At 62.4% G+C, this 26,815-nt stretch carries 22 protein-coding genes and 1 other RNA gene; 21 read left to right on the plus strand and 2 right to left on the minus strand.

Annotated features, from left to right (window positions below; genetic code table 11):
• Positions 1 to 155: 155 nt before the first annotated feature.
• From HX899_RS12215 to murB, 16 genes are all read left to right on the plus strand, one after another.
• Entirely contained in the window at positions 156 to 776 is a 621-nt protein-coding gene (locus HX899_RS12215) for a lytic transglycosylase domain-containing protein (protein ID WP_138330508.1), read from the plus strand.
• An 81-nt stretch (positions 777 to 857) separates the two neighbouring features.
• Positions 858 to 2,048: an FAD-binding oxidoreductase gene (locus HX899_RS12220; protein ID WP_181292561.1), complete on the plus strand. Its 1,191-nt coding sequence runs from the start codon at positions 858 to 860 to the stop codon at positions 2,046 to 2,048.
• 88 nt (positions 2,049 to 2,136) lie between these two features.
• Positions 2,137 to 3,312 (plus strand): FAD-binding oxidoreductase, encoded by a 1,176-nt coding sequence (locus HX899_RS12225; protein ID WP_181292562.1) that lies wholly within the window; start codon positions 2,137 to 2,139, stop codon positions 3,310 to 3,312.
• Between the two features lie 157 nt (positions 3,313 to 3,469).
• Positions 3,470 to 3,867: RNase P RNA component class A (gene rnpB / locus HX899_RS12230), an RNA gene on the plus strand.
• Positions 3,868 to 4,280: 413 nt separating this feature from the next.
• Positions 4,281 to 4,718, plus strand: a complete 438-nt coding sequence (mraZ, locus tag HX899_RS12235) for a division/cell wall cluster transcriptional repressor MraZ (RefSeq protein ID WP_026188472.1) — start codon at positions 4,281 to 4,283, stop codon at positions 4,716 to 4,718.
• A gap of 17 nt (positions 4,719 to 4,735) precedes the next feature.
• A complete protein-coding gene (rsmH, locus tag HX899_RS12240) occupies positions 4,736 to 5,761 on the plus strand; it encodes a 16S rRNA (cytosine(1402)-N(4))-methyltransferase RsmH (RefSeq protein WP_138330511.1) in 1,026 nt (341 codons plus the stop codon).
• A 1-nt stretch (position 5,762) separates the two neighbouring features.
• A complete protein-coding gene (locus tag HX899_RS12245) occupies positions 5,763 to 6,239 on the plus strand; it encodes a hypothetical protein (RefSeq protein WP_138330512.1) in 477 nt (158 codons plus the stop codon).
• A complete protein-coding gene (locus HX899_RS12250) occupies positions 6,239 to 7,999 on the plus strand; it encodes a penicillin-binding protein 2 (RefSeq protein WP_138330513.1) in 1,761 nt (586 codons plus the stop codon). The genes HX899_RS12245 and HX899_RS12250 overlap by 1 nt, the downstream gene beginning before the upstream one ends.
• A 6-nt stretch (positions 8,000 to 8,005) precedes the next feature.
• The gene (locus tag HX899_RS12255; protein ID WP_138330514.1) at positions 8,006 to 9,526 is read left to right on the plus strand and encodes a UDP-N-acetylmuramoyl-L-alanyl-D-glutamate--2,6-diaminopimelate ligase; all 1,521 of its coding nucleotides are present in this window, start codon (positions 8,006 to 8,008) and stop codon (positions 9,524 to 9,526) included.
• Positions 9,523 to 10,956, plus strand: coding sequence for a UDP-N-acetylmuramoylalanyl-D-glutamyl-2,6-diaminopimelate--D-alanyl-D-alanine ligase (locus HX899_RS12260; RefSeq protein ID WP_138330515.1), 1,434 nt, complete (start codon positions 9,523 to 9,525; stop codon positions 10,954 to 10,956). Before HX899_RS12255 ends, HX899_RS12260 begins: the two co-directional genes overlap by 4 nt.
• 22 nt (positions 10,957 to 10,978) lie before the next feature.
• On the plus strand, positions 10,979 to 12,079 hold the full coding sequence (gene mraY, locus HX899_RS12265) for a phospho-N-acetylmuramoyl-pentapeptide-transferase (RefSeq protein WP_003541415.1): 1,101 nt from the start codon (positions 10,979 to 10,981) through the stop codon (positions 12,077 to 12,079).
• Positions 12,080 to 12,086: 7 nt separating this feature from the next.
• The gene (gene murD / locus HX899_RS12270; RefSeq protein ID WP_138330516.1) at positions 12,087 to 13,499 is read left to right on the plus strand and encodes a UDP-N-acetylmuramoyl-L-alanine--D-glutamate ligase; all 1,413 of its coding nucleotides are present in this window, start codon (positions 12,087 to 12,089) and stop codon (positions 13,497 to 13,499) included.
• Position 13,500: 1 nt separating this feature from the next.
• Positions 13,501 to 14,655 carry a putative lipid II flippase FtsW gene (ftsW, locus tag HX899_RS12275; RefSeq protein ID WP_017988955.1) on the plus strand — a complete coding sequence of 385 codons (1,155 nt, stop codon included), beginning with the start codon at positions 13,501 to 13,503 and terminating at the stop codon, positions 14,653 to 14,655.
• A 6-nt stretch (positions 14,656 to 14,661) separates the two neighbouring features.
• A complete protein-coding gene (murG, locus tag HX899_RS12280) occupies positions 14,662 to 15,786 on the plus strand; it encodes an undecaprenyldiphospho-muramoylpentapeptide beta-N-acetylglucosaminyltransferase (RefSeq protein ID WP_138330517.1) in 1,125 nt (374 codons plus the stop codon).
• Entirely contained in the window at positions 15,783 to 17,198 is a 1,416-nt protein-coding gene (murC, locus tag HX899_RS12285) for a UDP-N-acetylmuramate--L-alanine ligase (protein ID WP_027683743.1), read from the plus strand. Before murG ends, murC begins: the two co-directional genes overlap by 4 nt.
• Positions 17,195 to 18,169 (plus strand): UDP-N-acetylmuramate dehydrogenase, encoded by a 975-nt coding sequence (murB, locus tag HX899_RS12290; RefSeq protein ID WP_029873420.1) that lies wholly within the window; start codon positions 17,195 to 17,197, stop codon positions 18,167 to 18,169. Before murC ends, murB begins: the two co-directional genes overlap by 4 nt.
• A 4-nt stretch (positions 18,170 to 18,173) precedes the next feature.
• On the opposite strand, the gene HX899_RS12295 is transcribed toward murB, so the two are convergent.
• Both HX899_RS12295 and HX899_RS12300 read right to left on the minus strand, forming a co-directional pair.
• Positions 18,174 to 19,103 (minus strand): SDR family oxidoreductase, encoded by a 930-nt coding sequence (locus tag HX899_RS12295; protein WP_181292563.1) that lies wholly within the window; start codon positions 19,101 to 19,103, stop codon positions 18,174 to 18,176.
• Between the two features lie 115 nt (positions 19,104 to 19,218).
• Complete coding sequence (locus HX899_RS12300; protein ID WP_181292564.1) at positions 19,219 to 20,532, minus strand: MFS transporter; 1,314 nt, start codon at positions 20,530 to 20,532, stop codon at positions 19,219 to 19,221.
• Between the two features lie 268 nt (positions 20,533 to 20,800).
• Here HX899_RS12300 and aqpZ point away from each other — a divergent pair, with 268 nt between their 5' ends.
• The 5 genes from aqpZ to ftsZ all read left to right on the plus strand — a co-directional run bounded on the left by aqpZ (position 20,801) and on the right by ftsZ (position 26,702).
• Positions 20,801 to 21,487 carry an aquaporin Z gene (gene aqpZ, locus HX899_RS12305; RefSeq protein ID WP_138387075.1) on the plus strand — a complete coding sequence of 229 codons (687 nt, stop codon included), beginning with the start codon at positions 20,801 to 20,803 and terminating at the stop codon, positions 21,485 to 21,487.
• 272 nt (positions 21,488 to 21,759) lie between these two features.
• On the plus strand, positions 21,760 to 22,686 hold the full coding sequence (locus tag HX899_RS12310) for a D-alanine--D-alanine ligase (protein ID WP_138387076.1): 927 nt from the start codon (positions 21,760 to 21,762) through the stop codon (positions 22,684 to 22,686).
• Positions 22,674 to 23,606, plus strand: coding sequence for a cell division protein FtsQ/DivIB (locus tag HX899_RS12315; RefSeq protein ID WP_181292565.1), 933 nt, complete (start codon positions 22,674 to 22,676; stop codon positions 23,604 to 23,606). The genes HX899_RS12310 and HX899_RS12315 overlap by 13 nt, the downstream gene beginning before the upstream one ends.
• The gene (ftsA, locus tag HX899_RS12320; protein WP_012758279.1) at positions 23,603 to 24,934 is read left to right on the plus strand and encodes a cell division protein FtsA; all 1,332 of its coding nucleotides are present in this window, start codon (positions 23,603 to 23,605) and stop codon (positions 24,932 to 24,934) included. Before HX899_RS12315 ends, ftsA begins: the two co-directional genes overlap by 4 nt.
• A 55-nt stretch (positions 24,935 to 24,989) precedes the next feature.
• The gene (gene ftsZ / locus HX899_RS12325) at positions 24,990 to 26,702 is read left to right on the plus strand and encodes a cell division protein FtsZ (protein ID WP_181292566.1); all 1,713 of its coding nucleotides are present in this window, start codon (positions 24,990 to 24,992) and stop codon (positions 26,700 to 26,702) included.
• The last annotated feature ends 113 nt before the right edge of the window (positions 26,703 to 26,815 follow it).

The following is a 26,815-nucleotide window of genomic DNA, read 5'->3' on the forward strand; positions in this document are numbered from 1 at the left end:
CAACCGGGGCTCGGGGTTGTTTTCGAGTTAAACCACTGGCGTTATGTGAAACGATAAGAATTACCGTGAATCCTGATCGGTCCTTGATCTGGTATTCATTATGACAGCGAGGCGCGCCGTCCGGTAATTCTTTGGGTCGGAGTGATCAAGACTACATGAGAAAACTGATTGTTGTTGCTGCAACATGCGTTGGCATGGTGCTGGCCGGAAATAGCTTTGCCTTTGCGAATGATTGGGGTGTGCGAGCTGATGCGCCGGTGAAGAAGGTCGAGCGTCCTTCAAAGAAGACAGAGCGCCCGTTGAAGAAAGCGGAGCGTTCGGTCAAGCCGGCGAAGCGTCCGCTCAAGACGGCGGAGCGCCCGCTGAAGACGGTCGAGCGCCAGAGCGGTTATCCCGTCGCCAATGTTTCCGGCAATTCCTATTCCGCACTGATCAGCAAATATGCGAGCCAATATGATGTACCGGTTGCGCTTGCGACCGCGGTCATCCGCATCGAAAGCAATTTCAATCCGAATGCGCGCGGCAGCCACGGTGAAATCGGCCTGATGCAGATTAAGCCTGCAACTGCCCGCATGATGGGCTATTCCGGCAGCGCCAAGGGCCTGTTCGATCCGGAAACCAACATCAAGTACGGCATGAAATATCTGGCTGCCGCCCATGATCTCGGTGGTGGCCAGACCTGCAACACCATCCTCAAATATAATGCCGGTCATGGCGCCACGCGCATGAACCCGGTGTCCAAGTCCTATTGCGGCAAGGTTCTGGCAATGCTCTGAGCCTGAAGCGCTTATCCCTGGCAAGAGCTGGATGATTCAAGATGATTGCCATGGTATCGCTGGAATTTAGCGAGGTGGGATATGGCAGTCGATTTCAGGTTCATCATCATCGGACGCGGCATGATGGGTGCTGCCGCCGCACGGCATCTCTCCTCGATGGCCGACGGCATCGCGCTGATCGGCCCGCGGGAGCCCGAGGAGCGCAAGGCCCATCACGGCGTCTTCGCCAGCCATTACGACGAAGCGCGCATCACCCGCACCTTCGATGGCGATCTTGCCTGGGGAACCTTCGCCGCCCGCGCGCTTGACCGCTACGGCGAGATCGAGACAAAGAGCGGCATTTCCTTCTATTCGGAGGTCGGCTGCCTCTTTGCCAGTCCTGAGAAGGACGAGCAGGACTATATCGAAAGGGCGCTGACTGTCAGCCGGACCCTCGGCAGCGATATCGAGACTATCGCACCGTCGGAACTCGGCGGACGCTTTCCCTATCTTGCCGTCGATCCTGATTTCACAGGATATTTCGAACGCACGCGCGCCGGCTACATCAACCCGCGGGCGCTGGTGCGCGCGCAGGCAAAGCTTGCCGAACAGGGCGGCGTCTCGCTGATCGAGGCGACCGCAACATCGGTGCGCGATGCGGGTTCCCATGTCGAGGTGATGGCCGGCGGCAGAAGCTACAGCGCCGAGCGCGTGCTGGTCGCCGCTGGTGGTTTCAGCAATTTCCATGCCTTGCTGCCGCGTCCCGTCGATACCAGGGTCATGGCGCGAACGGTCGCCTTCTATGAGATCGGCGAACGCGAGATGGCGATCTTCGGCGATATGCCGTCGACGATCGTGCTCGGTGACCGGGAAGAGGATCACATCTATATCCTGCCGCCGGTGCGTTATCCCGACGGCAAGACCTATCTGAAACTCGGTGGCGACACCGAGGCGCTTTCCTTCGGCAGGCTGGAGGATGCCGGGGCGTGGTTCCGTTCCGACGGCAGTGCCGCCGAGTGCGATCATCTCTCGCGCGTCGCCCTGCAGTTGATGCCGGGGCTTGCCGGCTGCCCGGTCACCTCGGCGCCCTGCGTAGCGAATTTCACGCCGACCGGTTATCCCTATGCCGGATTTACGCAGTCGCCGCGCATCGCGGTGCTGACCGGCGGCAATTTCGTTGCGGCCAAATCTTCCGACGAACTCGGCCGCTTAGGGGCCGTGCTTCTGACGGAAGGGCAGCTTGGCGAAGCGGATTTTGGCGGCGCACTGACGCCGGTTTTCGCTGCTGCATGATTCCTTAAATCGAATGCAGCAATTCTAAAGTGTTACAGCGTCCTTTGCGCGTCTGAAAAGGCGCGCGGCGCTGTTTAGAGGAGACAGCATGGCAGTCGATTTCAAATATATCGTCGTCGGCCGCGGGTTGATGGGGGCAGCAGCGGCGCGGCATCTGGCGCGCCAAGCGGACGGTGTCGCGGTGATTGGCCCGGACGAGCCTGATGACCGCAAGACGCACCAGGGTGTCTTCGCCAGCCATTATGACGAGGGGCGCATCACCCGTACCATCGATCCCGACCGCAATTGGGCACTGCTCGCCAACCGCTCGATCGACCGCTATGGCGAGATCGCCCGCGACAGCGGTATCGATTTCTATCGCGAGGTCGGCTGTGTCGTCGTCGCGCCGACCGGGGGCGATTATCTCGAGAAGACCCGACAGGCCGCCATTTCGCTCGGCGTCGAGACCAGCCTGCTCGATGAGGCGGGGCTGAAAGCCGCCTTTCCCTTCTTCGCCTTTCCCGATGGGGGCGCGGGCGTCTTCGAGGCGAGGGGGGCCGGCCACATCAGTCCGCGCAAGCTTGTGAAAGCCCAATCGCTGCTGGCGGAAAAGGCAGGCGCCGCGGTCATCCGCGATCATGTCGTTTCGATCCGCAGCGAAGGTGGGTCGGCTGTCGTCGAGACATCAGGTGGCTTGATCCATCGTGCTGAAAAGGTGCTGCTGGCAGCGGGCGGATTTTCCATTGCGGAGAATCTGTTGCCGCAGCCTGTTGCCATGACGGTTTATGCCCGGACCGTGACGCTTTTCGAGGTAAGCGAGGCCGACGCGGCGCGCCTGGCCGCGATGCCGTCGCTCATTCTCCGGGCGCCCGGCATCGATATCTACCTGCTTCCGCCGATCCGGTATCCCGACGGCAAATTCTACCTGAAGATCGGCGGCGATCCTGACGATCTGGCGCTCAGCGACGACACGGAAATGCGCGCCTGGTTCAAGACCGAGGGGCGCGATAAGGTGCGCGCGCATCTCAAGCGCATCGTTGAAGGTCTCGTGCCCGATATGGTGCCGCTTTCGATTTCGGCGGCCGCCTGCGTCGTGTCGCATACGGAAAGCGGCTACCCGATGATCGGCTATAGCTCATCGCCGGAGATCGCGGTGCTGACGGGCTGCGCCGGCACGTCGGCCAAGAGCTCGGACGAAATCGGTCGGCTTGGGGCCGAGCTGCTTTTGTCAGGCGGAATCGGCGAACAGGGCTACTCGACGGATTTCACACCGCAATTTCGCTAGAGCATTTCCGTTTTTCTCCGAATCACGGAGGTGCTCCCTGTTTTTGTTCTTGCGCAATTCCGGACGCAAAACCGCTGCGCAGTTTTGCTGGAATTGCTCTGAGCGATATCATTTATTTCGATAGCAATTGCGATCTCTCTCGTTTATGGGAGCCCTGCCAGTTGGCTGGGCAGCCGCGCTTTACCAATGCCGAAAGGCGGTAGGGTGAGGAAAGTCCGGGCTCCACGGAAACACGGTGCCGGATAACGTCCGGCGAGGGCGACCTCAGGGAAAGTGCCACAGAAAGCAAACCGCCTGTCATGACAGGTAAGGGTGAAAGGGTGGGGTAAGAGCCCACCGCATCTCCGGCAACGGAAATGGCACGGTAAACCCCACCGGGAGCAAGACCGAATAGGGATGACGCGGTAGGCCGAAAGGCTTTCCGGCTGGTTTCCAGGCCAGTCATCCGGGTGGGTTGCGTGAGGCAGCGTGCGAACGCTGTCCCAGAGGAATGGCTGCCACGTTCCGGTTCACGCCGGAGCCATACAGAACCCGGCTTACAGGCCAACTGGCGATTATCATCTTGCGGGCGCGGCAGCCGGATTTTCAGCGTAAGTCGCTGAAACCGGCTGTTTTTCAAGCAGATGTTTATGCATCCATTGGATGGATTTTTCCTGCAGGAATACCAATGCGTGTCATATGTAAGATGACGCCGCTAACCCTTTGTTAAACTTAACGGCTTATAAATTTTTGATCATGCGTCTATTGCAAAATAGGCGTATCCCATTGACGCCCATATGGTCCCATGCTATCCCAAATGCGCACTGCACCAGGGCAATCACCTGCCCATTCATCGCAAAGCAAAGGCGCCTTCCTCTCCGGAAGCGTCGGAGGGGTTTTTGCTCATCCGGCTTGCGAAGCTGTGCCTGATATCGGGAGTTTCGGGCGTCTTTTGGTCCGGATCCCTGCGGGAACGGATGTTTCGTGTCATGAACCGCTTCCTTTCGAACGCGACCAACAGGATCGACGCCAAGGGCAGGGTTTCCGTGCCTTCGGCTTTCCGTTCCGTGCTGGCGCAGCGCAACGTCCAGGAGCTCTACTGCTTCCAGGACTTTGTGTTTCCGGCGATCAGCATCGGCGGTCCGGATCTTCTCGAAAGATTCGAACGGCAGATTGCTGCGGAGGATCCGTTTTCGCCGGATGCGAACGAGATGTCGCTTCTTATTCATGGAGGCGGGGTCTTCATGAAGCTCGACGCCGAGGGGCGGCTGATGGTCACGGATTTCATTCGTGGCTTTACCGGCATCTCGGACGAAGTGACCTTCGTCGGTCGGGCGGATCATTTTCAGCTCTGGCAGCCGCAGGCTTTTGTGGCCGCACAGGCGCAGGCACGAGGGGAGCGCAAGCTGGCGGGCAAGCGTTCCTGAAAGAACGAGGGAACGGAATGGTGGCGAATCCTGGCGGAGGTTCAACTGATGCCGGTGGCGGACCGGTTCGTCACATTCCTGTTCTTCTGGGTGAAGTGCTTGCGGCATTGGCGCCCGCGCCCGGCAAACTCATCCTCGACGGTACATTCGGTGCTGGCGGTTACAGCTTGGCCATCCTTGCGGCTGGCGCCGAGGTGATTGCGCTCGACCGCGATCCGACGGCGATTGCGGCTGGCCAAGCGATGGTCGCCGCCCATGGCGGTCGTCTCAGGCTCGTTCATTCGCAATTCTCGCATCTTGCCGATCATGCGCCGCAAGGCGGGCTCGACGGCGTCGTGCTCGATATCGGCGTCTCCTCCATGCAGATCGACGAGGCCGAACGTGGCTTCTCCTTCCAGAAGAACGGGCCGCTCGACATGCGCATGTCGGCCGAAGGCGTTTCGGCCGCCGATGTCGTCAACCGCGCCAAGGTCGCGGATCTCATCCGCATCTTCCATTTTCTCGGCGAGGAAAGCCAGGCGCCGCGCATCGCCCATGCGATCGAGAAGCGCCGCGCCGAAAAGCCATTTGAAACGACACGCGATCTCGCCGGTCTCATCGAGCTCGTCACGCCGCGCAAGATGAAGGACAAGATCCATCCGGCAACGCGCGTCTTCCAGGCATTGCGCATCTTCGTCAACGACGAGCTCGGCGAACTGGCGCAGGCGCTGTTTGCGGCGGAATCGGTGCTGAAACCCGGCGGTCGGCTTGTCGTCGTCACCTTTCATTCGCTCGAAGACCGCATCGTCAAGAAATTCTTCTCCGACCGCGCCGGCAAGGCGTCGGGTTCGCGGCATCTGCCGGTCGCGCATGAGCGGGCGGCAACCTTTGCAGCGATCGGCAAGCCGATGGTTTCGGCAAGCGAGGCGGAGGCGGAGATCAATCCGCGCGCCCGCTCCGCCAAGCTGCGCGCCGGTCTGAGGACGGACGCCGCCGCCGAAGCCGCGGATATGTCGCTCTTCGGGTTTCCCAATCTTGCCAGTCTCGGAAAGCTTGGAGGTTGATATGCTGAAAACGTTCGATCTCGTGCTCATCGGCGTCATGACGGCCACCGCCGCCGTGACCTACACGATCAAGCACCGCGCCGAATTGAAGCTCGAGGAGGTTCATCGCCTCGAAGCAGAGATCAAGCTCGAGAAGGACACGATCGACCTTCTCAAGGCCGACTGGGCGCTGCAATCGCAGCCGAACCGGCTGGAGCGGCTGGTCAAGGCCTATAATGAAGAATTGAAGCTGCAGCCGACGGAATCGACGGCGCTCGTGCATGCCAAGGAATTGCCGATGCTGAAATCCGAGGTTCCCGTGCCTGACGTGACGGAGGCAAAGGTCAGCGCGAAGAGCGCGACCGTGGCCAGCGCCAAAGGCGCACCAGACACCAAGGGCGTGCAAGCCACCGCCAAGGCGCAGCCCATTCCGGTGCCCGCGCCACGCGGCGAGGCAGAGGATGCAGACCAGATCGAAACCGGATCGGTGGAGGAATAATGTCGTTTCTTTCCCGCATCATGGTTTTGAAGAGCCAGGCGCATTTCTCCGCCGGCGTCTATAACCGGTTCGGCGGTCCTTCCCCCGCCGGCCTGGCGATCGAGGGATCGCGCAAGAAGAAATCAGGGCAGGCAAAAAGCCGCGTCGGCCTGCTGATCCTTGGCTTCATGGGTGTCTACGCCGTCATCGGCGGCCGTCTCGTCGAATATGCGATGAAGGATCAGGAGGTCGTCTCCAGCATCCTGCCGCCCGACCGGCTGATGGCCTCGCGCCCCGACATTCTCGACCGCAACGGCGAGGTGCTGGCCACCGACATCCGCACCGTCTCGCTGTTTGCCGAACCGAACAAGATCGTCGATGCCGACGAGGCGGTCGAGAAGCTTGCAACGGTGCTGCCCGAACTCGACGTCAGGGACACTTATAAGAAGCTCTCGGTCAAGACCTCGCATTTCGCCTGGCTGCGCCGGCAACTGACGCCGAAGCAGCAGAGCCAGATCCTGGCGCTCGGTATTCCCGGCATCGGCTTCCGGCCGGAGAAGCGCCGCTTCTATCCTGGTGGGGCGACCGCCGCGCACATCCTCGGTTACGTCAACATCGACAACCGCGGTGTCGCCGGCATGGAGAAATTTATCGACGACCAGGGGCTTGCCGATCTCGCCTCCGTCGGCATGACCAGCGACCAGCCGCTCGAGCCGGTGCGGCTATCGATCGACCTGCGCGTGCAGAACATCGTCCGGGACGCGGTCGTCAACGCCGTCAACAACTTCCAGGCCAAGGGCGCCGGTGCTGCGGTCATCGACGTGCATACGGGGGAAGTGCTGGCCATGGCATCGGCGCCGGATTTCGATCCGAACGATCCGCAGGAAGGCGCCAAGGAGGGTTGGCTCAACCGGATGACCAACGGCACCTTCGAAATGGGCTCGACGTTCAAGACCTTTTCGCTGGCCATGGCGCTCGATAGCGGCAAGGTGAAGATGACCGACAGTTTCGATGCCAGCAAATCGATCTATATCGGCGGCTTCACCATCCACGATTTTCACGGGCAGCGCCGCTGGCTGACCGTTCCCGAGATTTTCCAGTATTCTTCGAATATCGGTACGGCGCGTGTCATCGACATCGTCGGCATCGACGCGCAGAAGGACTATCTCACCAAGTTCGGCCTGCTGACGAAGATGCAGACCGAACTGCCCGAAGTGAAGATGCCGAGCCAGCCGCGCGTTTGGAAGAAGATCAATTCGATCACGATTTCCTTCGGCCATGGTGTCTCGACGACGGCGCTGCAGACAGGGGTGGCGGCTGCCGCTCTCGTCAACGGCGGCAAACTGATCGAGCCGACATTCCTACCGCGCACACGCGAACAGGCCGATGAGATTGCCACGCAGGTCATCAAGAAGACAACCAGCGACGAGATCCGCTATCTCCTCGACTTCAACGGCTACAAGGGGTCCGGACGTGTTGCCCGCGTGCCGGGCTTTTCCGTCGGCAGCAAGACGGGCACGGCCGACAAGGTGGTGAACGGGCGTTATTCGGCAACCCTGAATTTCAATTCCTTTATCGCCGCATTCCCCATGAACGATCCCAGATATGCAGTGATCACTTTCTGCGACGAGCCGAAGACCGGCGAGAAAGCCTATGGCGGAACGATCTCCGCCGGTACCGCCGGCCCGATCGCCCGCGAGATCATCAGGCGTGCGGCCCCTATTCTCGGCATCGAGCCGAAATTCGGGGAGGGCGGATCGGCCTTGCTGGTGTCTTATTGAGTGTGAATGAATATCGACGCCGATTCGCGAGGGGTGAATCGGCTTCAAGAGAGAAAAGTGCATTCGATGAAATTGCGAGACTTGGCCGGAGATCAGTTTCCGGAACTTGAAGCACAGCTCGAAGGCCCGGCAGGCCTGCTTGATATTTCGGGCCTGTCTTCGGATAGCCGCAAGGTGGCGCCGGGCAATGTCTTCGTCGCGGTCGCCGGCACCAAGGCGGACGGCGCGGGCTTCATCGTGGATGCCGCCGGCCGCGGCGCTGCCGTCGCGATCGCCTCCCAAGCCGTCGATGCTTCGATCCCCGTGCTTGCGGTCAAGGAGCCGCGCCGTTTCCTTTCCATCGCCGCCGCGCGTTTCCACGGCAGGCAGCCCGACACTATGGTCGCCGTCACCGGCACCGCGGGCAAAACCTCCGTCGCTTCTTTCACCCGGCAGATCTGGGCGCATGCCGGCCACGCGGCCGCGATGATCGGCACGACGGGCGTCGTCTCGCCGACGCGCAACGAGTATGGCTCGCTGACGACGCCCGATCCGGTGTCGCTGCATGCGCTGCTGGCGGAACTTGCCGGAGAAGGCGTGACACATGCCGCGATGGAGGCCTCCAGCCACGGTCTCGACCAGTGCCGGCTTGATGGCGTCAGGCTTGCCGCCGCCGCCTTCACCAATCTCGGCCGCGACCACATGGATTATCATCCGACCGTCGATGCCTATATGGCCGCCAAGATGCGGCTTTTCGATACGCTGTTGCCGAAGGGATCGCCGGCGGTGATCTTTGCCGACGATCCGTGGTCGGCGCAGGCGATCATGGCCGCGACCGATGCCGGTCACGACATTCGTACCGTCGGGCGAAAGGGCGATTACCTCTCGTTGAAGCGCGTCGAGCACTTCCGCCACAAACAGATGGCCGAGATCCATATCGGCGGCGAGATCTTCGAGGTGGACATTCCGTTGGCCGGCGATTTTCAGGTGGCCAACGCGCTGGTCGCCGCAGCGCTTGCCATGTCGACCGGCGTTGAGGCGAAGGTTGCGATGGCCGCGCTCGAGAAGCTCGTCGGCGCGTCCGGCCGTCTCGAACTCGTCGGCCATACGAAAGACGGCGCGCTCGCCTATGTCGACTACGCTCACAAGCCGGATGCGCTGGAAAACGTGCTGGGCTCGGTCAGGCCGTTCACCACCGGCCGCGTCATCGTCGTTTTCGGCTGCGGCGGCGACCGTGACCGCGGCAAACGGCCGATCATGGGCGAAATCGCCTGCCGTCTTGCCGACGTCGTTATCGTCACCGACGATAATCCGCGTTCGGAGGAGCCGGCCTCCATCCGGGCGGAGATCATGGCGGCCGCGCCTTGCGCCTCGGAAGTCGCCGATCGCGCCATGGCGATCCGCGAGGCGGTCGGCATGCTGAGATCCGGCGATACGCTGATCGTCGCCGGCAAGGGGCATGAGGAAGGGCAGACGATCGGCGGCGTCACCCTGCCGTTCTCCGATCATGCGGAGGTGCGCAGGGCCCTGGAGGAGTTGAAATCTTGAGCTGGCTCTGGACGATGGAAGACATGATCGCAGCGATGGCGGGGCGCCCCTTCGGCACGCTGCCCGAGGGCATCACCGGCATTTCCATCGACAGCCGCTCGATTACTCCAGGCGAAGCTTTCTTCGCGATCAAGGGCGACCGCGTCGACGGTCACGACTACGCCTCGATGGCGATGGCGAACGGCGCTTCCCTTCTCGTCGTCAGCGAGGCGAGGCTTCCCGCCATGGGCCGCCTGACGGTGCCGATGATCGTCGTGGAAGACGTGCTCGCGGCACTTGGCCGGCTCGGCCTTGCCTCGCGCGAGCGCTCAAAGGCCCGGATCATCGCCGTGACGGGATCTGTGGGAAAGACGACCACCAAGGAGATGCTGCGGCATGTGCTGTCGCCCTCCGGCAAGGTGCACGCCTCCGTCGCCTCCTTCAACAATCATTGGGGCGTGCCGCTGACGCTGGCGCGCATGCCCGAGGATACGGATTATGGCGTCTTCGAAGTCGGGATGAACCACCCCGGCGAGATCCGGCCGCTGGTGGCGATGATCCGTCCCGATGTCGCCATCATCACCACGATCGCGCCGGCGCATCTCGGCAATTTCAAGAACATCAAGGAAATCGCCGCCGCCAAGGCCGAGATCTTCGAGGGGCTCGAACCCGGCGGCCATGTCGTGCTCAACCGCGACAACGACCAGTTCAATTTCCTCGACCGCACGGCGCAGTCGCTCGGCATCGCGCATATCCATTCTTTCGGCCAGCATGCCAAGGCCGAATTCCGGCTCGCAGAATTCAATGGTTCCGACGAGAATTCGACCCTGTGGCTGACGATCGGCGGCGAGACGCTGGAGGTCGCGCTCGGCGCACCGGGCCGCCATATCGCCGAGAATGCGCTCGCAGCGCTCGGCGTCGTTAGGATCGTCGGCGCCGATATGCAGAAGGCGATCGAAGCGCTTGCGACGCTGAGGCCGGAAAAGGGCAGGGGAAAGCGCCACCGGCTTGTGATCGGCGGCGGCAGCTTCACGCTGATCGACGAGAGCTACAATGCCAATCCGGCCTCGATGCGCGCGGCGATCGCGCTGCTGGCAGCCTCCGAACCGACCGGCCGCGGACGCCGTATCGCCGTGCTCGGCGACATGCTTGAGATGGGCGAGTATGCGCAGAAGGTCCATACCGACCTTGCCGTGCCGCTGCTTGCTGCCGGCATCGAGCATGTGTGGCTGGCCGGAGCCGAGATGGCTGCGCTCAAGGAATCGTTGCCGGAAAGCGTCCATGTCGAATATCGCGAGAACACTAGCGAATTGACGGATTATGTATTGAACTCGGTCGCGCCAGGCGACGTGTTGATGGTGAAATCGTCTCTGGGCATCGGTTTCGGCAAGATCGTCGCCGCGCTCCTTGACAAGTTCCCAGCATTTGCCGACACGCAACGCGAATTTTGATCGGGTAAACAAGGGGCCCTGAATGCTGATCTGGCTTGTCGAACTGTCGGAATATTTCAAATTTCTGAACCTGTTCAGATATATTACCTTCCGCACGGGGGCTGCTCTCTTCACCTCAGCACTGATCGTCTTCCTGTTCGGGCCGACGATCATCAATTCGCTGCGTATCCGGCAGGGCAAGGGCCAGCCGATCCGCGCCGACGGGCCGCAGACGCATTTCAAGAAGGCCGGCACGCCGACCATGGGCGGACTGATGATCCTCGCCGGCATCGTCGGCGCGTCGCTGCTCTGGGCCGATCTTTCCAACGTCTATGTGGTCGCCACGCTGCTGGTGACGCTGGGCTTCGGTGCGATCGGCTTCTACGACGATTATCTCAAGGTCACGAAGCAGAGCCACATGGGCTTTTCCGGCAAGGCGCGTCTCGGCATCGAATTCGTCATCGCCGGCATCGCCGTCTATTTCATGATGCGCACCGCCCTTGCCTCGGGGATTGCCGGCTCGACCTTCGGCTCCTCGATCGCCTTTCCCTTCTTCAAGGACTTCATGATCAATATCGGCATCATGTTCGTCGTCTTCGGCGGCTTCGTCATCGTCGGCGCCGGCAATGCCGTCAACCTGACCGACGGTCTCGACGGGCTTGCCATCGTGCCTGTGATGATCGCCGCCGCCTCCTTCGGCGTCATCGCCTATCTCGCCGGCAATGTGGTGTTTGCGAATTACCTGCAGATCAATTTCGTGCCCGGCACCGGCGAACTCGCCGTCGTGCTTGGCGCCGTCATCGGCGCCGGCCTCGGCTTTCTCTGGTTCAACGCGCCGCCGGCCGCCATCTTCATGGGCGACACGGGGTCGCTGGCACTCGGCGGTACGATCGGCACCGTCGCCGTCGCCACCAAGCACGAGATCGTCATGGCAATCATCGGCGGCCTCTTCGTCATCGAGACGCTGTCGGTCATCATCCAGGTCGGCTTCTTCAAGATGACCGGGCGGCGCGTCTTCCTGATGGCGCCGATCCATCATCATTTCGAGAAGAAGGGCTGGACCGAGAGCCAGGTGGTGATCCGCTTCTGGATCGTCGCCGTCGGCCTAGCGATGCTCGGCCTCTCGACGCTGAAGCTTCGGTGAGGCGGCGATGATCCCGGTCACGACGCTCAAGGACAGGAAGGTCGCGCTCTTCGGGCTCGGCGGCTCCGGCTTTGCCACCGCCCGGGCGCTTATATCAGGCGGTGCCGAGGTGACCGCCTGGGACGACAATCCCGACAGTGTCGCCAAGGCCGCTGCCGAAGGCATCAGGACGGAAGACCTGCACAACATCGACTGGAGCCAGCAGGCGCTGTTCGTGCTGTCGCCCGGCGTGCCGCTCACCCATCCGAAGCCGCACTGGACCGTCGATCTTGCGCGGGCGGCCGGCGTCGATATCGTCGGCGACGTCGAGCTCTTCGTGCGCGAGCGCCGCGCCCATGCACCGGATTGCCCTTTCATCGCCATAACCGGCACCAACGGCAAGTCGACCACGACGGCGCTAATCGCCCATATCCTGAAATCATCAGGCTACGACACACAGCTCGGCGGCAATATCGGCACTGCCGTGCTGACGCTCGATCCGCCGAAGGCCGAGCGTTATTACGTTGTCGAATGCTCCTCCTACCAGATCGATCTGGCGCCGACGCTGGACCCGTCTGCCGGCATCCTGCTCAACCTGACGCCCGATCATCTCGACCGTCACGGCACCATGCAGCATTATGCCGATATCAAGGAACGGCTGGTCGCCGGCAGCGATGTCGCGATCGTCGGCGTCGACGACAGCCTTTCGGCGCTGATTGCCGATCGTGTCGAGCGGGCGGGCGTCAAGGTGGTCCGTATCTCGCGCCGCAACGTGCTGGCCGACGGCATCTATGCCGAGGGCACCAAACTCATCCAGGCCGCCGGCGGCGCCATGCTGCCCTTTGCCGATCTCGACGGCGTCCAGACGCTGCGCGGCAGTCATAATGCGCAGAACGCCGCCGCAGCCGTTGCCGCCTGCCTCGCCGTCGGGATTTCCGCTGACGACATCCGCACCGGTCTTGCCTCGTTTCCCGGACTGAAGCACCGCATGCAGCCGGTCGGGCAGCGTGGCCGCGTCGTTTTCGTCAACGATTCCAAGGCGACCAATGCCGATGCCGCAGCGCCGGCTCTTTCGAGCTATGATCGCATCTATTGGATCGCCGGCGGCCTGCCGAAGGCTGGCGGGATCACGACGCTCGCTCCCTATTTTCCGCGCATCGCCAAGGCCTATCTGATCGGCGAGGCGGCGGCGGAATTTGCCGCGACGCTCGGCGAGGCCGTGCCCTACGAGATCTCGGGCACGCTGGAGCGCGCCGTCGCGCATGCGGCGGCCGATGCCGAACGCGACGAGAGCGCTGCTTCGGCCGTGATGTTATCCCCGGCTTGCGCAAGCTTCGACCAGTATAAGAACTTCGAAGTCAGGGGCGAAGCCTTCGTCGGCCACGTGGCGGCGCTTGACGGTATTGCGATGCTGATCGGTCCGGCAACAGGAGAGAAATGACATGGTAAGCCGCGCGGAACGTGGGCCTCTGGCCGATTGGTTCTGGACCATCGACCGCTTCTTCCTGGCAATGTTCATCTTCCTGATGGGCATCGGCTTCATGCTGTCGTTTGCGGCATCTCCTGCGGTCGCCGAGCGCATCGGGCTCGAGCCCTTCCACTTCGTCAAGCGCCATGCGGCCTTCATGATCCCCTCGATCGGCGTCATGCTCGGGCTGTCGTTCCTGACGCCACGCCAGGTGCGGCGAACCGCGATCCTGATCCTGATCATCTCGGTCGCCATGATGGTGCTGGTGCTGTTCGTCGGGCAGGAGGTCAAGGGTGGCAGGCGCTGGATCTGGATCGCCGGGCTTTCCATCCAGCCGTCGGAATTCATGAAGCCTGCCTTCGTCGTGGTCTGCGCTTGGCTGTTTGCCGAACATGCGCGCCAGCCGGAGATCCCTGGCAATCTCTTTGCCATCATCCTGTTCGGCATCGTCGCGGCCCTTCTCGTCGCGCAGCCGGATCTCGGCCAGACCATCCTGACCACAGCCGTCTGGGGCGGAATGTTCTTCATGGCCGGCATGCCATGGATCTGGATCATGCTGCTCGGCATCGGCGGCGCCGGCGGCCTGCTCAGCGCCTATTACGTCTTCCCGCACGTCGCCGGCCGAATAGACAAGTTCATGACCGGCGAGGGCGACACGTTCCAGATCGACACTGCGCGCGAGGCGATCATCCGCGGCAGCTGGTTCGGCCAGGGACCGGGCGAAGGCATCGTCAAGCGCATCATCCCGGATGCGCATACCGACTTCATCTTCTCGGTCGCGGCCGAGGAGTTCGGCATCGTGTTCTGCATGGCGCTCGTAGCGCTGTTTACCGTGCTGGTGCTGCGCGGCCTCTCGCATGCCTATCGCGAGCGGAACGACTTCAACCGCTTCGCTGTCGCCGGCCTGGTGCTGCAGATGGGCATCCAGTCGATCATCAATATCGGCGTCAATCTCGAACTGCTGCCGGCAAAGGGCATGACGCTGCCGCTGATTTCCTATGGCGGCTCGTCTATGGTGGCGATCTGCGTCACCGCCGGCTTCATTCTGGCGCTGACGCGCCATCGACCGGAAAAACGCGCACAGGACCGGAGCCTCTTCCGCGTCCCGCACGGCATGCCGGCGGAGTAGAAGACCATGAGCAAAGGCATCGTGCTGCTTGCCGCCGGGGGAACCGGCGGCCATGTGTTCCCGGCGGAGGCGCTGGCCTTCAAGCTGAAGGAGCGCGGCTATTCGGTGCATCTCGTCACGGACAGCCGGGCCGAGCGTTATGCCGGCAAGTTCCCGGCCGAGGAAATCCATGTCGTGCCGTCGGCGACGATCGGCTCAAAGAACCCGATCGCCGTCGCCCGCTCGCTATGGACGCTCTGGAGCGGCATGCGGGCGGCAAAGAAGCTGATCCAGCGGTTGCAGCCGGTCATCGTCGTCGGTTTCGGCGGTTATCCAACCGTGCCGCCGCTTCTTGCCGCCACCCGGCTCGGCGTGCCCGCGATGATCCACGAGCAGAATGCGGTGATGGGGCGCGCCAACAAGGCCTTGGCAACTCGCGTGCAGGCCATCGCCGGCGGTTTCCTGCCGGAGGGAGGCGCTGCCTTTTCAGACAAGACGGTGACGACTGGCAATCCCGTCCGCCCGGCAATCATCGCCGCAGCCGAGGTGCCTTACACGCCGTCGCATGCGGGCGAGGCCTTCAACCTCGTCGTCTTCGGCGGCAGCCAGGGCGCGCAATATTTCTCCAAGGCGCTGCCGACGGCGATCAGCCTGCTCGACGATGCGCTTCGCCTGCGCCTGCGCATCACCCAGCAGGTGCGTCCCGAGGATATGGAGATGGTCAGCGGCTGCGTCGCCAGGCTGGAGATGGGAGCCGATATCGCACCCTTCTTCACCGACATGGCCGAGAGGCTGGCAAGGGCGCATCTCGTGATCTGCCGTTCGGGCGCCTCGACGGTTTCGGAAATCTCCGTCATCGGCCGGCCTGCCGTGCTCGTGCCTTACCCGCACGCTCTCGATCACGACCAGGCGGCGAATGCGGCGGCACTTGCTGCGACCGGCGGGGCGAAGGTGATCGCCCAGTCGGAGCTTTCGCCGGAGAAGATCGCGGCGATCCTGACGGCTGTGATGAACGATCCAGAAAAGCTTTCGCACATGGCGGCGGCGGCGAAACTCGCCGGGAAACCCGATGCCGCGAACTTGCTTGCCGACCTGGTTGAGGCTATTGCCGCCAGACGGACAATTGCGGAATTCAAGAGGACACGCGCATGAAACTGCCGAAGACGATCGGTCTCGTCCATTTCATCGGCATCGGCGGCATCGGCATGAGCGGTATTGCCGAGGTGCTGCACAATCTCGGCCACAAGGTGCAGGGATCTGACCAGGCCGACAGCGCCAATGTCCAGCGCCTGCGCGACAAGGGCATCGAGGTCTTCGTCGGCCACCGGGCCGAAAACCTGGGTGAGGCCGAGGTCGTCGTCGTCTCGACGGCAATCAAGAAGAGCAATCCGGAACTCATCGCCGCGCGCGAAAAGCTGCTGCCGGTGGTGCGCCGTGCCGAAATGCTCGCCGAGCTGATGCGCTTCCGCAATGCGATCGCCATCGGCGGCACGCATGGCAAGACGACGACCACCTCGCTGGTCGCCACACTGCTCGAAGCCGGCGGGCTGGACCCGACCGTCATCAATGGCGGCATCATCAATGCCTACGGCACCAATGCCCGCATGGGCGAGGGCGAGTGGATGGTGGTCGAGGCCGACGAATCGGACGGCACCTTCCTGAAGCTTCCGGCCGATGTTGCGGTCATCACCAATATCGACCCGGAACATCTCGACCATTACGGCAATTTCGACGCCGTGCGCGCCGCCTTCCGGCAGTTCGTCGAGAACGTGCCGTTCTACGGCTTCGGCGTCATGTGTCTCGACCATCCCGAGGTGCAGTCGCTGGTTGGCCGCATCGAGGACCGCAAGATCATCACCTATGGCGAGAACCCGCAGGCCGACGTGCGCTTCAAGAATGTGCGCATCGACGGCACGCGCTCGATCTTCGACGTCGAAATCCGCCGCCGCCGCACCGGCCAGGTAATCGAGCTCAAGGGGCTGGTCATGCCAATGCCCGGCCGGCATAATATTTCCAACGCGACGGCGGCGATTGCCGTTGCCAACCGGCTCGGCATATCGAGCGCAGATATCGCCAAGGGGCTCGCCTCCTTCGGCGGCGTCAAGCGCCGCTTCACGCTGACCGGCGAGTGGAATGGGGTGCAGATCTTCGACGATTACGGCCACCATCCGGTCGAGATCAAGGCGGTGTTGCGCGCCGCCCGAGAGTCCTGCAAGGGCCGTGTCATCGCGGTCCACCAGCCGCATCGCTTCAGCCGTCTTGCGAGCCTGTTCGAGGAATTCGCCGCCTGCTTCAACGATGCCGACAGCATCTTCCTGGCACCTGTCTATGCGGCGGGTGAGGATCCGATCGAGGGTATCGATTCCGTGTCTCTGGTCTCGCGCATAAAATCCGGCGGCCATCGCGACGCCCGCTTTCTAAGCTCGGCGGAGCTTCTGCCGCAGATGGTCGCGGAGGTTGCAAAGCCTGGCGATTTCGTGGTTCTGTTGGGGGCTGGGAGCATTACATCCTGGGCAGCGGCGCTGCCCAAGCAACTGGAAGGCCTATCGGGAAAGTCCGTATGAAACAGGTGAATGGGGAAAAGCTTCTCGCGTCTCTCGGAGACGGTGTAAAGGATATCCGCGGCCGTATCACGCCGGATGCCCCGATGGACCGCGTCACCTGGTTCAGGGCCGGTGGCCTGGCCGAGCTGATGTTCCAGCCGCATGACGTCGACGATCTCATCGCTTTCCTGAAGATATTGCCGGAAGAGGTGCCGCTGACGGTGGTCGGCGTCGGCTCGAACATCCTGGTGCGCGACGGCGGCATTCCCGGCGTCGTGCTGCGCTTGTCGGCCAAGGGGTTCGGCTTCGTCGAGCTTGCCGGTGAAAACCGCATTCTCGCCGGCGCCATCTGCCCGGACAAACATGTGGCGGCGATGGCGATGGACAACGGCATCGGCGGCTTCCATTTCTTCTACGGCATTCCCGGCGGCATCGGCGGCGCGGCGCGCATGAATGCCGGCGCCAATGGCGTCGAAACGCGCGAGCGGCTGATCGAAGTCCATGCCGTCGACCGCAAGGGCGACAAGCATGTGCTTTCCAATGCCGAGATGGGCTATTCCTACCGGCATTCGACCGCATCGACAGATCTGATCTTCACCTCGGTCCTGTTCGAGGGCTATCCGGAAGAGCGCGCCCAGATACGCGCCGAGATGGATGCCGTGCGCAATCACCGCGAGACGGTGCAGCCGGTTCGCGAAAAGACCGGCGGCTCGACCTTCAAGAATCCGGCTGGCCATTCGGCCTGGAAACTGGTCGACGAGGCAGGCTGCCGCGGTCTCGTCATCGGCGGAGCACAGATGTCGTCGCTTCACTGCAACTTCATGATCAACATGGGGCAGGCGACCGGCTATGACCTCGAATATCTCGGCGAACAGGTGCGCCGCGAGGTCTTCGAAAAAGACGGCATCAAGCTCGAATGGGAAATCAAACGTCTCGGCGTCTTCATGCCCGGCCGCGAGGTGCGTCCGTTCCACGGTGTGACGAGCGAGTAACGGTTTACGTCACCGCAAGCTTCAGGCCTTCGCGCGGCGTGACGAGGGGCGACCAGCCAAGCACGTCGCGAGCACGGGATATGTCGACCTGGAGGGAACCGCAAAGACGCTGGTAGACGGCGTCCTTTCCCGCGACTCTCGCGCCCATCTGCAACAGGGCGGGGGGGAAGGGGAGCAGCATCGGTTTGACACCCAACCCTGCGGCAATCCCTTCGATAAGCCCGGGAGTCGAAAGATCTTCTGCATCGCCTGCGAGAAAGGTCTGGCCGGCAGCACCCGGATGCTTCATCCCAGTGATGATCAGATCAACAAGATTTGGAAGCGCGACCAGTGTCCGGCGGTTCTTCAGCGACGCGAAGGGGAGCGGTATCTTCTTGCGGACAAGTCCGACGAGCAGGGCGAAGTTGCCCCGCGCGCCGGGTCCATAAACGAGCGGCGGGCGAATGACGACGACTTCCATGCCTGTTCGAGCGGCGATTTCATGCAGCCCGATTTCAGTTTCCAGCTTCGAAATGCCATAGGGATCGATCGGCATTGGCGTATCGTCATGCCGGAAGGGCCGATCGTTCTCCTCGCCATTGACCTTGATGCTGCTGATGAAGACGAACCTTTTTACGCCCGCGCGGGCGGCCTGCTCGGCGAGGTTCAACGTGGCGGCGGTGTTGATCCGACGAAATTCCGCAAGCGGATCGGCTGCGCGGTCGTGCATGATGTGAACACGAGCGGCGAGATGGACGATGACATCAATACCCTCGAGAGCAGCCGTCCAATCGGTTTCACTGGATATCTCGACGGGAAAATGCCGCACAGATGTCGGGAAGCTGGCGGCTGCAGATCGCGTCGTCACCGCAAGCTCGCATAGCCTCTCTCCATGCAGTCTTTCGACGAGAGGCCCACCGACAAAGCCGGCTGCGCCGGTAATGAGGCATCGCATGATCTGTTCCCCGTTTTACCGTGAGTGTTCCGGTTAACCGGAAGTGCTGACGGCATCAATAAAAAAGCCGCGACGATAGAGCGCCGCGGCTTGTTATTCATTTGTTGATCGAGGTTCAGACTTCCTCGTGGCCCGACAACCGGATGCAGACCAGCGAGATCACTGCCGAGGCAGCGAGGTAGTAGCCGACATAGTCCAGACTATAATGGGTGGCGAGCCAGGTGGCGATATAAGGGGCGAGCGAAGCGCCGAAGATGCCGCCGAGGTTGAAGGTCATCGAGGCGCCGGTATAGCGCACTGTGGTCGGGAAGGGGGCGGCGAGCGCAGCGCCGATCGGACCATAGGTGAAGCCCATCAAGCCGAGGCCGATGATCGAGCACAGGAAAGCGCCTGTGAGACCGCTGGTCAACAGCGTCGCGTAGAAGAAGCCGAAGATGGCGATGGCAATCGTCGTCAGCGTCAGGATGATGCGGCGTGAATAGAGATCGGAGAGCCAGCCGGAAAGCGGGATCGTCAGGCCGAAGAAGAGGACGCCGACAAGCTGGACGACCAGGAACTGCTCGCGGGAGTAACCGAGCCCACCCTTTTCCAGAGGTGTCGTACCCCAGGAGAGCGTGAAGACCGTCATCAGGTAGAACAGCACAAAGGTCGCAACGGCGATGAAGGTGCCGAGGATCAGGCTACGCAGATGGTTGCGGAAGACCACCTCGATCGGCACGGCGACGCGCTCGTGCTTTTCGACGGCTTTGCGGAATTCCGGCGTCTCGGCGATCTTCAGACGGACATAGAGGCCGACGGCGACGAGGGCGAGGCTGGCGATGAAGGGAATGCGCCATCCGTAGTCGAGGAAATCCTCGTTGCTCATCGTTTCCGCCAGGATGAGGAAGAAGCCGGAGGAGAGGATGAAGCCGATCGGCGCGCCGAGCTGCGGGAACATGGCGTACCAGCTGCGCTTGCCGGGAGGAGCGTTTTCGGTGGCAAGCAGAACGGCGCCGCCCCATTCGCCGCCAAGGCCGAGGCCCTGACCGAAGCGGCAAAGCGCCAGCAACAAGGGTGCCGCGATGCCGATCGCATCATAGCCCGGCAGCATGCCGATCAGGACGGTCGAAAGCCCCATCGTCATCAGCGCGGCGACGAGCGTCGCCTTGCGGCCGATGCGATCGCCGAAATGGCCAAAAATCACGGCGCCGATGGGGCGGGCGAAGAAGGCGATCGAGAAGGTGACGAGCGACTGCAGCGTTGCGGCGTTCGAATCACTTGCCGGGAAAAAGAGATGCGGGAAGACGAGGACGGCTGCCGTCGCGTAGACGTAGAAGTCGAAGAATTCGATGGTGGTGCCGACAAGGCTGGCGATGAGAACGCGAGCCGGGGAATTGACTTGCGCACTGTTCGAGGCAGGAGTCGGCGATGCGGAGATCGCGTCTGTCATTTTCATTCCAATCAGTATTTTTGTGAAGCGCCTTGGGAGGCGGGCGGGTCTTAACGCAATTTCAGATCCGAGAAAACGTCAAAACATGCAGTCGGTACAGGGGACGCGGCCGCATGCATTACCGGCTCGCGTCCCCCGGCGTCATCTCAAATCCTTGGGTTTTCCTTCCTTGCGCGAGGCTTGCCGTGGCGTTGCCCGCGTGCTTGACCGGAATCGAATTGTAACAGATTCATTGTTAACCCTCTGGTTGAGGGCAGAGGAGATATCCATGCAAAAGAGTCTTGTTGCCGAATTTCTCGGCACGTTCTGGCTGGTCTTCGGCGGATGCGGCAGTGCCGTGCTGGCCGCGGCCTATCCCGAGCTTGGAATTGGTTTTGTCGGCGTGGCCTTTGCGTTCGGTCTGACGGTGCTCACCATGGCCTATGCCGTGGGCGGCATTTCGGGCGGTCATTTCAATCCGGCGGTCTCGCTTGGCCTTACAGTTGCCGGACGGTTTCCGGCGGGGCGCCTCGTTCCCTATATCGTCGTGCAGGTTGTCGGCGCCATCGCCGCGGCGGCGCTGCTTTATCTCATCGCCAGCGGCAAGGCGGGTTTCGAACTCGGCGGCTTTGCCGCCAACGGATATGGCGAGCACTCTCCGGGTGGTTATTCACTGCTTTCGGCGCTGCTGATCGAAGTGCTGCTGACCATGTTCTTCCTGATCATCATCTTGGGGTCGACCAGCAGCCGGGTGCCTGCGGGCTTCGCGCCGCTGGCGATCGGCCTCGGGCTGACGCTGATCCATCTCGTTTCTATCCCGGTGACGAATACCTCGGTCAATCCGGCCCGTTCCACCGGCCAGGCGCTTTTCGTCGGCGGCTGGGCGCTGCAGCAGCTCTGGTTGTTCTGGATTGCGCCGCTTGCGGGTGGGGCGCTCGGCGGGCTCGTATGGAAATTCCTCGACGACGCCGACTGACTGCAAACAACGAGCTATCCCATTGAGCCCGCGCGGTTTTTCCGTGCGGGTTTTTCTGTTTTCGCGGATCGGCGGCGTCTTCGATCTGGCAATCCCGAAGAAGAGAAGGTTAAAAAATCAAGGGCGCGGCAATACGAAGTTAACGAAAGTAAACACTTCATTAACCATAATGATGCTCTAGTGCACCCAGGTCGGACAAAGGCCCGAAACGGTGCAGACAGCTTCGCGCAAGCGTCGATTTCGAAAATGGAAGTTATTTTTTGGGGGTGTTGATGAGTCGCAAGCATGTCGCTGTCCTGATGGGCGGATTTTCCTCGGAAAGGCCTGTCAGCCTTTCCTCGGGAAAGGCTTGCGCAGAAGCTCTCGAGGCAGAGGGCTTCGACGTGACGCGCATCGACGTGGCGCGCGACGTTTCCGAGAAGCTTGCCGCGCTGAAGCCCGATGTCGTCTTCAATGCGCTTCACGGCCCGTTCGGCGAGGACGGCACCATTCAGGGCATCCTCGAATATCTCGAGATCCCCTATACGCATTCGGGCGTGCTTGCCTCGGCGCTGGCGATGGACAAGGACAAGGCGAAGCTCGTTGCCGGCGCCGCCGGCATTCCGGTGGCCGAATCACAGGTGGTCAACCGTTTCGCCTTTCCCTCGACGCATCCGATGAAGCCGCCCTATGTGGTGAAACCCGTCCGCGAAGGGTCGAGCTTCGGCGTCGTCATCGTCACCGAAGATCAGGCGCATCCGCCACAGATCGTCAGCTCGCCCGAATGGCGTTACGGTGAAGAGGTGCTCGTCGAGCGCTATGTTTACGGTCGCGAGCTGACCTGCGGTGTCATGGGCGAAACTCCGCTTGGTGTCACGGAAGTGGTGCCGCAGGGACACAATTTCTATGATTACGACTCCAAGTATGCGGCAGGCGGTTCAAAACACGTCATCCCCGCGAAAATTTCACCGAATATTTACCAAAAAATACAAACATTGTCCCTAAGGGCGCATCAGGCAATCGGTTGTCGCGGCGTCAGTCGGTCCGACTTTCGTTACGACGATCGTTTCTCCGAAGACGGCGAAATCATCTGGCTGGAGGTCAATACCCAGCCAGGGATGACTCCAACCTCGCTCGTGCCCGAAATGGCCGGCCATGCCGGTTATTCCTTTGGTCGGTTTCTCCGGTGGATGGTGGAGGACGCGTCTTGTTTGCGTTGACAGTCAAGAGGATAGGGCGCCCCAGCCATCATGCCGTGCTTCCGATCGTGGAGGCCGAAGAGCGGTTCGTGCTGCCGCGTCCGCTGCGCCGGGTCACGCGCTTCCTGATCAGTCTCTGCAGTGGCCGCATCTACATTCCTGTTCATACGGGCACGGTCTCGGCGCTCGCTTTCTTAGGCGCGACGGGGCTTTACGGCATGTCGCTCGGCGGCCACACGGAAGCCGTGGCGCAGGCGACGACGACGGCCGCAGGTTTTGCGATCGAGGACGTCAAGGTCTCCGGCAATTCGGAGACCTCCGAAATCGAGATCCTGCAGTTGATCGGCCTTGACGGCACGACCTCGCTGGTCGCCCTCGACGTCGATGCCGCCCGCAGAAAGATCGCGCATCTTCCCTGGGTCGAAAATGTCGAGGTGCGCAAGATCTATCCGAAGACGATCGAGGTGAAGCTCAAGGAGCGCCGGGCCTATGCGATCTGGCAGCACGGGCAGGAGCTTTCCCTGATCGAGAAGAACGGCAGCGTCATTGCGCCGCTGCGGGACAACAAGTTTTCGGCGCTGCCGCTCGTCGTCGGCCGCGATGCCGAAACGGCGGCTGCTTCGCTCGACGAAGCCTTCTCGAAGTGGCCCGACGTGAAGGCCCGCGTAAAGGCCTATGTCTGGATATCCGGCCGTCGCTGGGACCTGCACATGGATAACGGCGTCGTCGTCAAGCTGCCGGAAGACGGTATCGACCAGGCACTGGCGACGCTTTCGAAGTTCGACAAGGAGCATCAGCTCCTCGAGCGGGACATTGCCGCAGTCGATCTCAGGCTGGCCGACAGAACCGCGATCCAGCTGACGCCGGAGGCGGCGGTCCGCAGGCAGACGGCAGTGACGGAGCGCACGAAAGAATTGAAGAAGGCGGGGCAGAATATATGAGCTTGTTCGGTTCATCCCATTTCGGATTGCCGCGCCTGAAGCCGCTTTCGTCGAAGCGGTCACATGTCGTTTCGGTGCTCGACATCGGTTCCACCAAGGTCGTCTGCATGATCGGCCGGCTGACGCCGCGCGAGGAAAGCCAGATCCTGCCGGGCCGCACGCACAATATCGAGATCATCGGCATCGGCCATCAGCGCTCGCGCGGCATCAAGACCGGCGTCATCGCCGATCTCGACGCATTGGAAGGTGTCATCCGCCTTGCCGTCGATGCGGCCGAGCGCATGGCGGGGCTGACGGTCGAGAGCCTGATCGTCAACCTGACGGCCGGCCGCCTCGGCAGTGACATCTACACCGCGACGATCGATCTCGGTGGCCAGGAAGTCGAACTCAACGATCTGAAGAAGGTGCTGTCGGCCGCTTGCCAGCAGTCGCTGCGCCAGGACCGCTCGGTGCTGCATTCGCTGGCGACCGGCTTCTCGCTCGACGGCGAGCGCGGCATCCGCGATCCGCTGGCGATGTACGGCGATGCGCTCGGCGTCGACATGCATGTGGTGACGGCGGAGCGCTCGGCGCTGAAGAACCTCGAGCTTAGCGTCAATCGTGCGCATCTGTCGGTCGAGGGCATCGTCGCGACGCCCTATGCATCGGGTCTTGCGGCTCTCGTCGACGATGAGGTCGAGCTCGGCTGCGCGGCGATCGACTTGGGCGGCGGCACGACGACGATTTCGGTCTTTGCCGAGGGCAAGCTCGTTCATACGGATGCCGTCGGCCTCGGCGGCCATCACGTTACTACCGACCTGGCGCGCGGCCTTTCGACCCGCATCGAGGATGCGGAGCGGCTGAAGGTCGTGCATGCCTCGGCGCTTTCGAATTCCTCAGACGAGCGCGAGCTGATCTCGATCCCGCCGATCGGCGAGGACGATCGCGACCAGCCGTCGCAGGTGCCGCGGGCACTGGTTTCGCGCATCGTCTCGGCCCGAATCGAAGAGACGATGGAACTGATCCGCGACCGCATCCAGCGCTCCGGCTTCAGCCCGATCGTCGGCAAGCGCGTCGTGCTGACCGGCGGAGCGAGCCAACTGACCGGCCTTGCCGACGTGGCGCGGCGTATCCTCGCCCGCAACGTCCGCATCGGCCGTCCGATGGGCGTCTCGGGGTTGCCGACAGCGGCGAAGGGCCCGGCCTTTTCGACGGCCGTCGGACTGATGATCTATCCGCAGGTCGCGGACATGGAGACACATGCGTCACAGAGCGGTCTGCTCATGTCGCTTGGAGGAAATAACAGCCGCATTGCCCGCATGGGCCAGTGGCTGAAGGAAAGTTTCTGAAATTGAGTAATTGGCCGGCGTGGCGATGCGGCCAGAGAGAGAAGGAACAGGTACCATGACCATCAAGCTGCAAAAGCCTGACATCACAGAGCTGAAGCCGCGCATCACCGTGTTCGGCGTTGGCGGCGGTGGCGGCAATGCCGTCAACAACATGATTACCGCCGGCCTCCAGGGCGTCGACTTCGTCGTCGCCAACACGGATGCGCAGGCGCTGACGATGACGAAGGCCGAGCGCATCATCCAGCTCGGCGTCAACGTCACCGAAGGCCTCGGTGCCGGCTCGCAGCCGGAAGTCGGCCGCGCGGCGGCCGAGGAGTGCATCGACGAGATCGTCGATCACCTGAACGGCACACATATGTGCTTCGTCACCGCCGGCATGGGCGGCGGCACCGGCACAGGTGCTGCTCCGGTTGTCGCGCAGGCGGCCCGCAACAAGGGCATCCTGACGGTCGGCGTCGTCACCAAGCCGTTCCATTTCGAAGGCGGGCGCCGCATGCGCCTGGCCGAGATGGGCATCCAGGAACTGCAGAAGTCTGTCGATACGCTGATCGTCATTCCGAACCAGAACCTCTTCCGCATTGCCAACGACAAGACGACCTTCGCCGATGCCTTCGCCATGGCTGACCAGGTTCTCTATTCCGGCGTTGCCTGCATCACCGACCTGATGGTCAAGGAAGGCCTCATCAACCTCGACTTCGCCGACGTCCGCTCGGTGATGCGCGAGATGGGCCGCGCGATGATGGGCACCGGCGAAGCTTCCGGCTCCGGCCGCGCGCTGCAGGCTGCAGAGGCTGCGATCGCCAACCCGCTGCTCGACGAAACCTCGATGAAGGGCGCCCAGGGCCTGCTGATCTCCATCACCGGCGGTCGCGACCTCACCCTCTTCGAAGTCGACGAAGCCGCGACCCGCATCCGCGAGGAAGTCGATCCTGACGCCAACATCATCCTCGGCGCCACCTTCGACGAATCGCTCGAAGGCATCATCCGCGTCTCGGTCGTCGCAACCGGCATCGACCGGGCGATGAACGAAGCCGCCGAACGCAACCTCCAGCCGGCAGCAAGGCCCGCTATCCGTCCCTCCGCGGCTGTTGCTCCGGCAGCGGCCGCAGTACAGCCTGCCCCCGTGATGCAGGCACCGAAGGCCATGGATCCGATCGCGCAGACCATCCGCGAAGCCGAGATGGAACGCGAGCTCGAAATTCCGGCCCCGCGTGCTGCCGCACCGCTGCAGCAGCCGGCGGCACAGCAGGAAGCCTTCCGTCCGCAGAGCAAGATCTTCGCGCCTGCGCCGGAAGCTCCGGCAATGCGTCCTCAGGTGCAGCAGCAGGCTCCGGCGCCCGTCATGAGCCAGCCGGTCATAAGTCAGCCGGTCCAGCAGCAGCCGGTCCGGCAGGAGCCGACCATCCGCCAGGCCGAACCGGTGCGCATGCCGAAGGTTGAGGATTTCCCGCCGGTCGTCCAGGCCGAACTCGACCACCGCACGCAGCCGGCTTCCGCGCACGCGGCGGAGGAGCGCGGCCCGATGGGCCTGCTCAAGCGAATCACCAATTCGCTTGGCCGCCGCGACGACGACGCCGTTGCCGCCGATATGACGGCAGCACCGCCGGCCGCTTCGCAGCAGCGCCGTCCGCTGTCGCCCGAGGCAAGCCTCTACGCACCGCGCCGCGGCAACCTCGACGACCAGGGCCGCGCGGTTCCGCAGGCCCGGATGATGCAGGAAGACGACCAGCTGGAAATCCCGGCATTCCTGCGTCGCCAGTCGAACTGAGGAGCTGCTTCAGCACCGTTTATGCCCGGGATCAAGGTCCCGGGCATTGCTGTTTTTCAGCCTGCGATTCGCGAGCAATTTCAATCGCGTGACTTCGTAACAAAGCGAAAGAA

This window comes from Rhizobium sp. WYCCWR 11146, assembly GCF_013591995.1.
Classification (GTDB): Bacteria; Pseudomonadota; Alphaproteobacteria; order Rhizobiales; family Rhizobiaceae; genus Rhizobium; species Rhizobium indicum.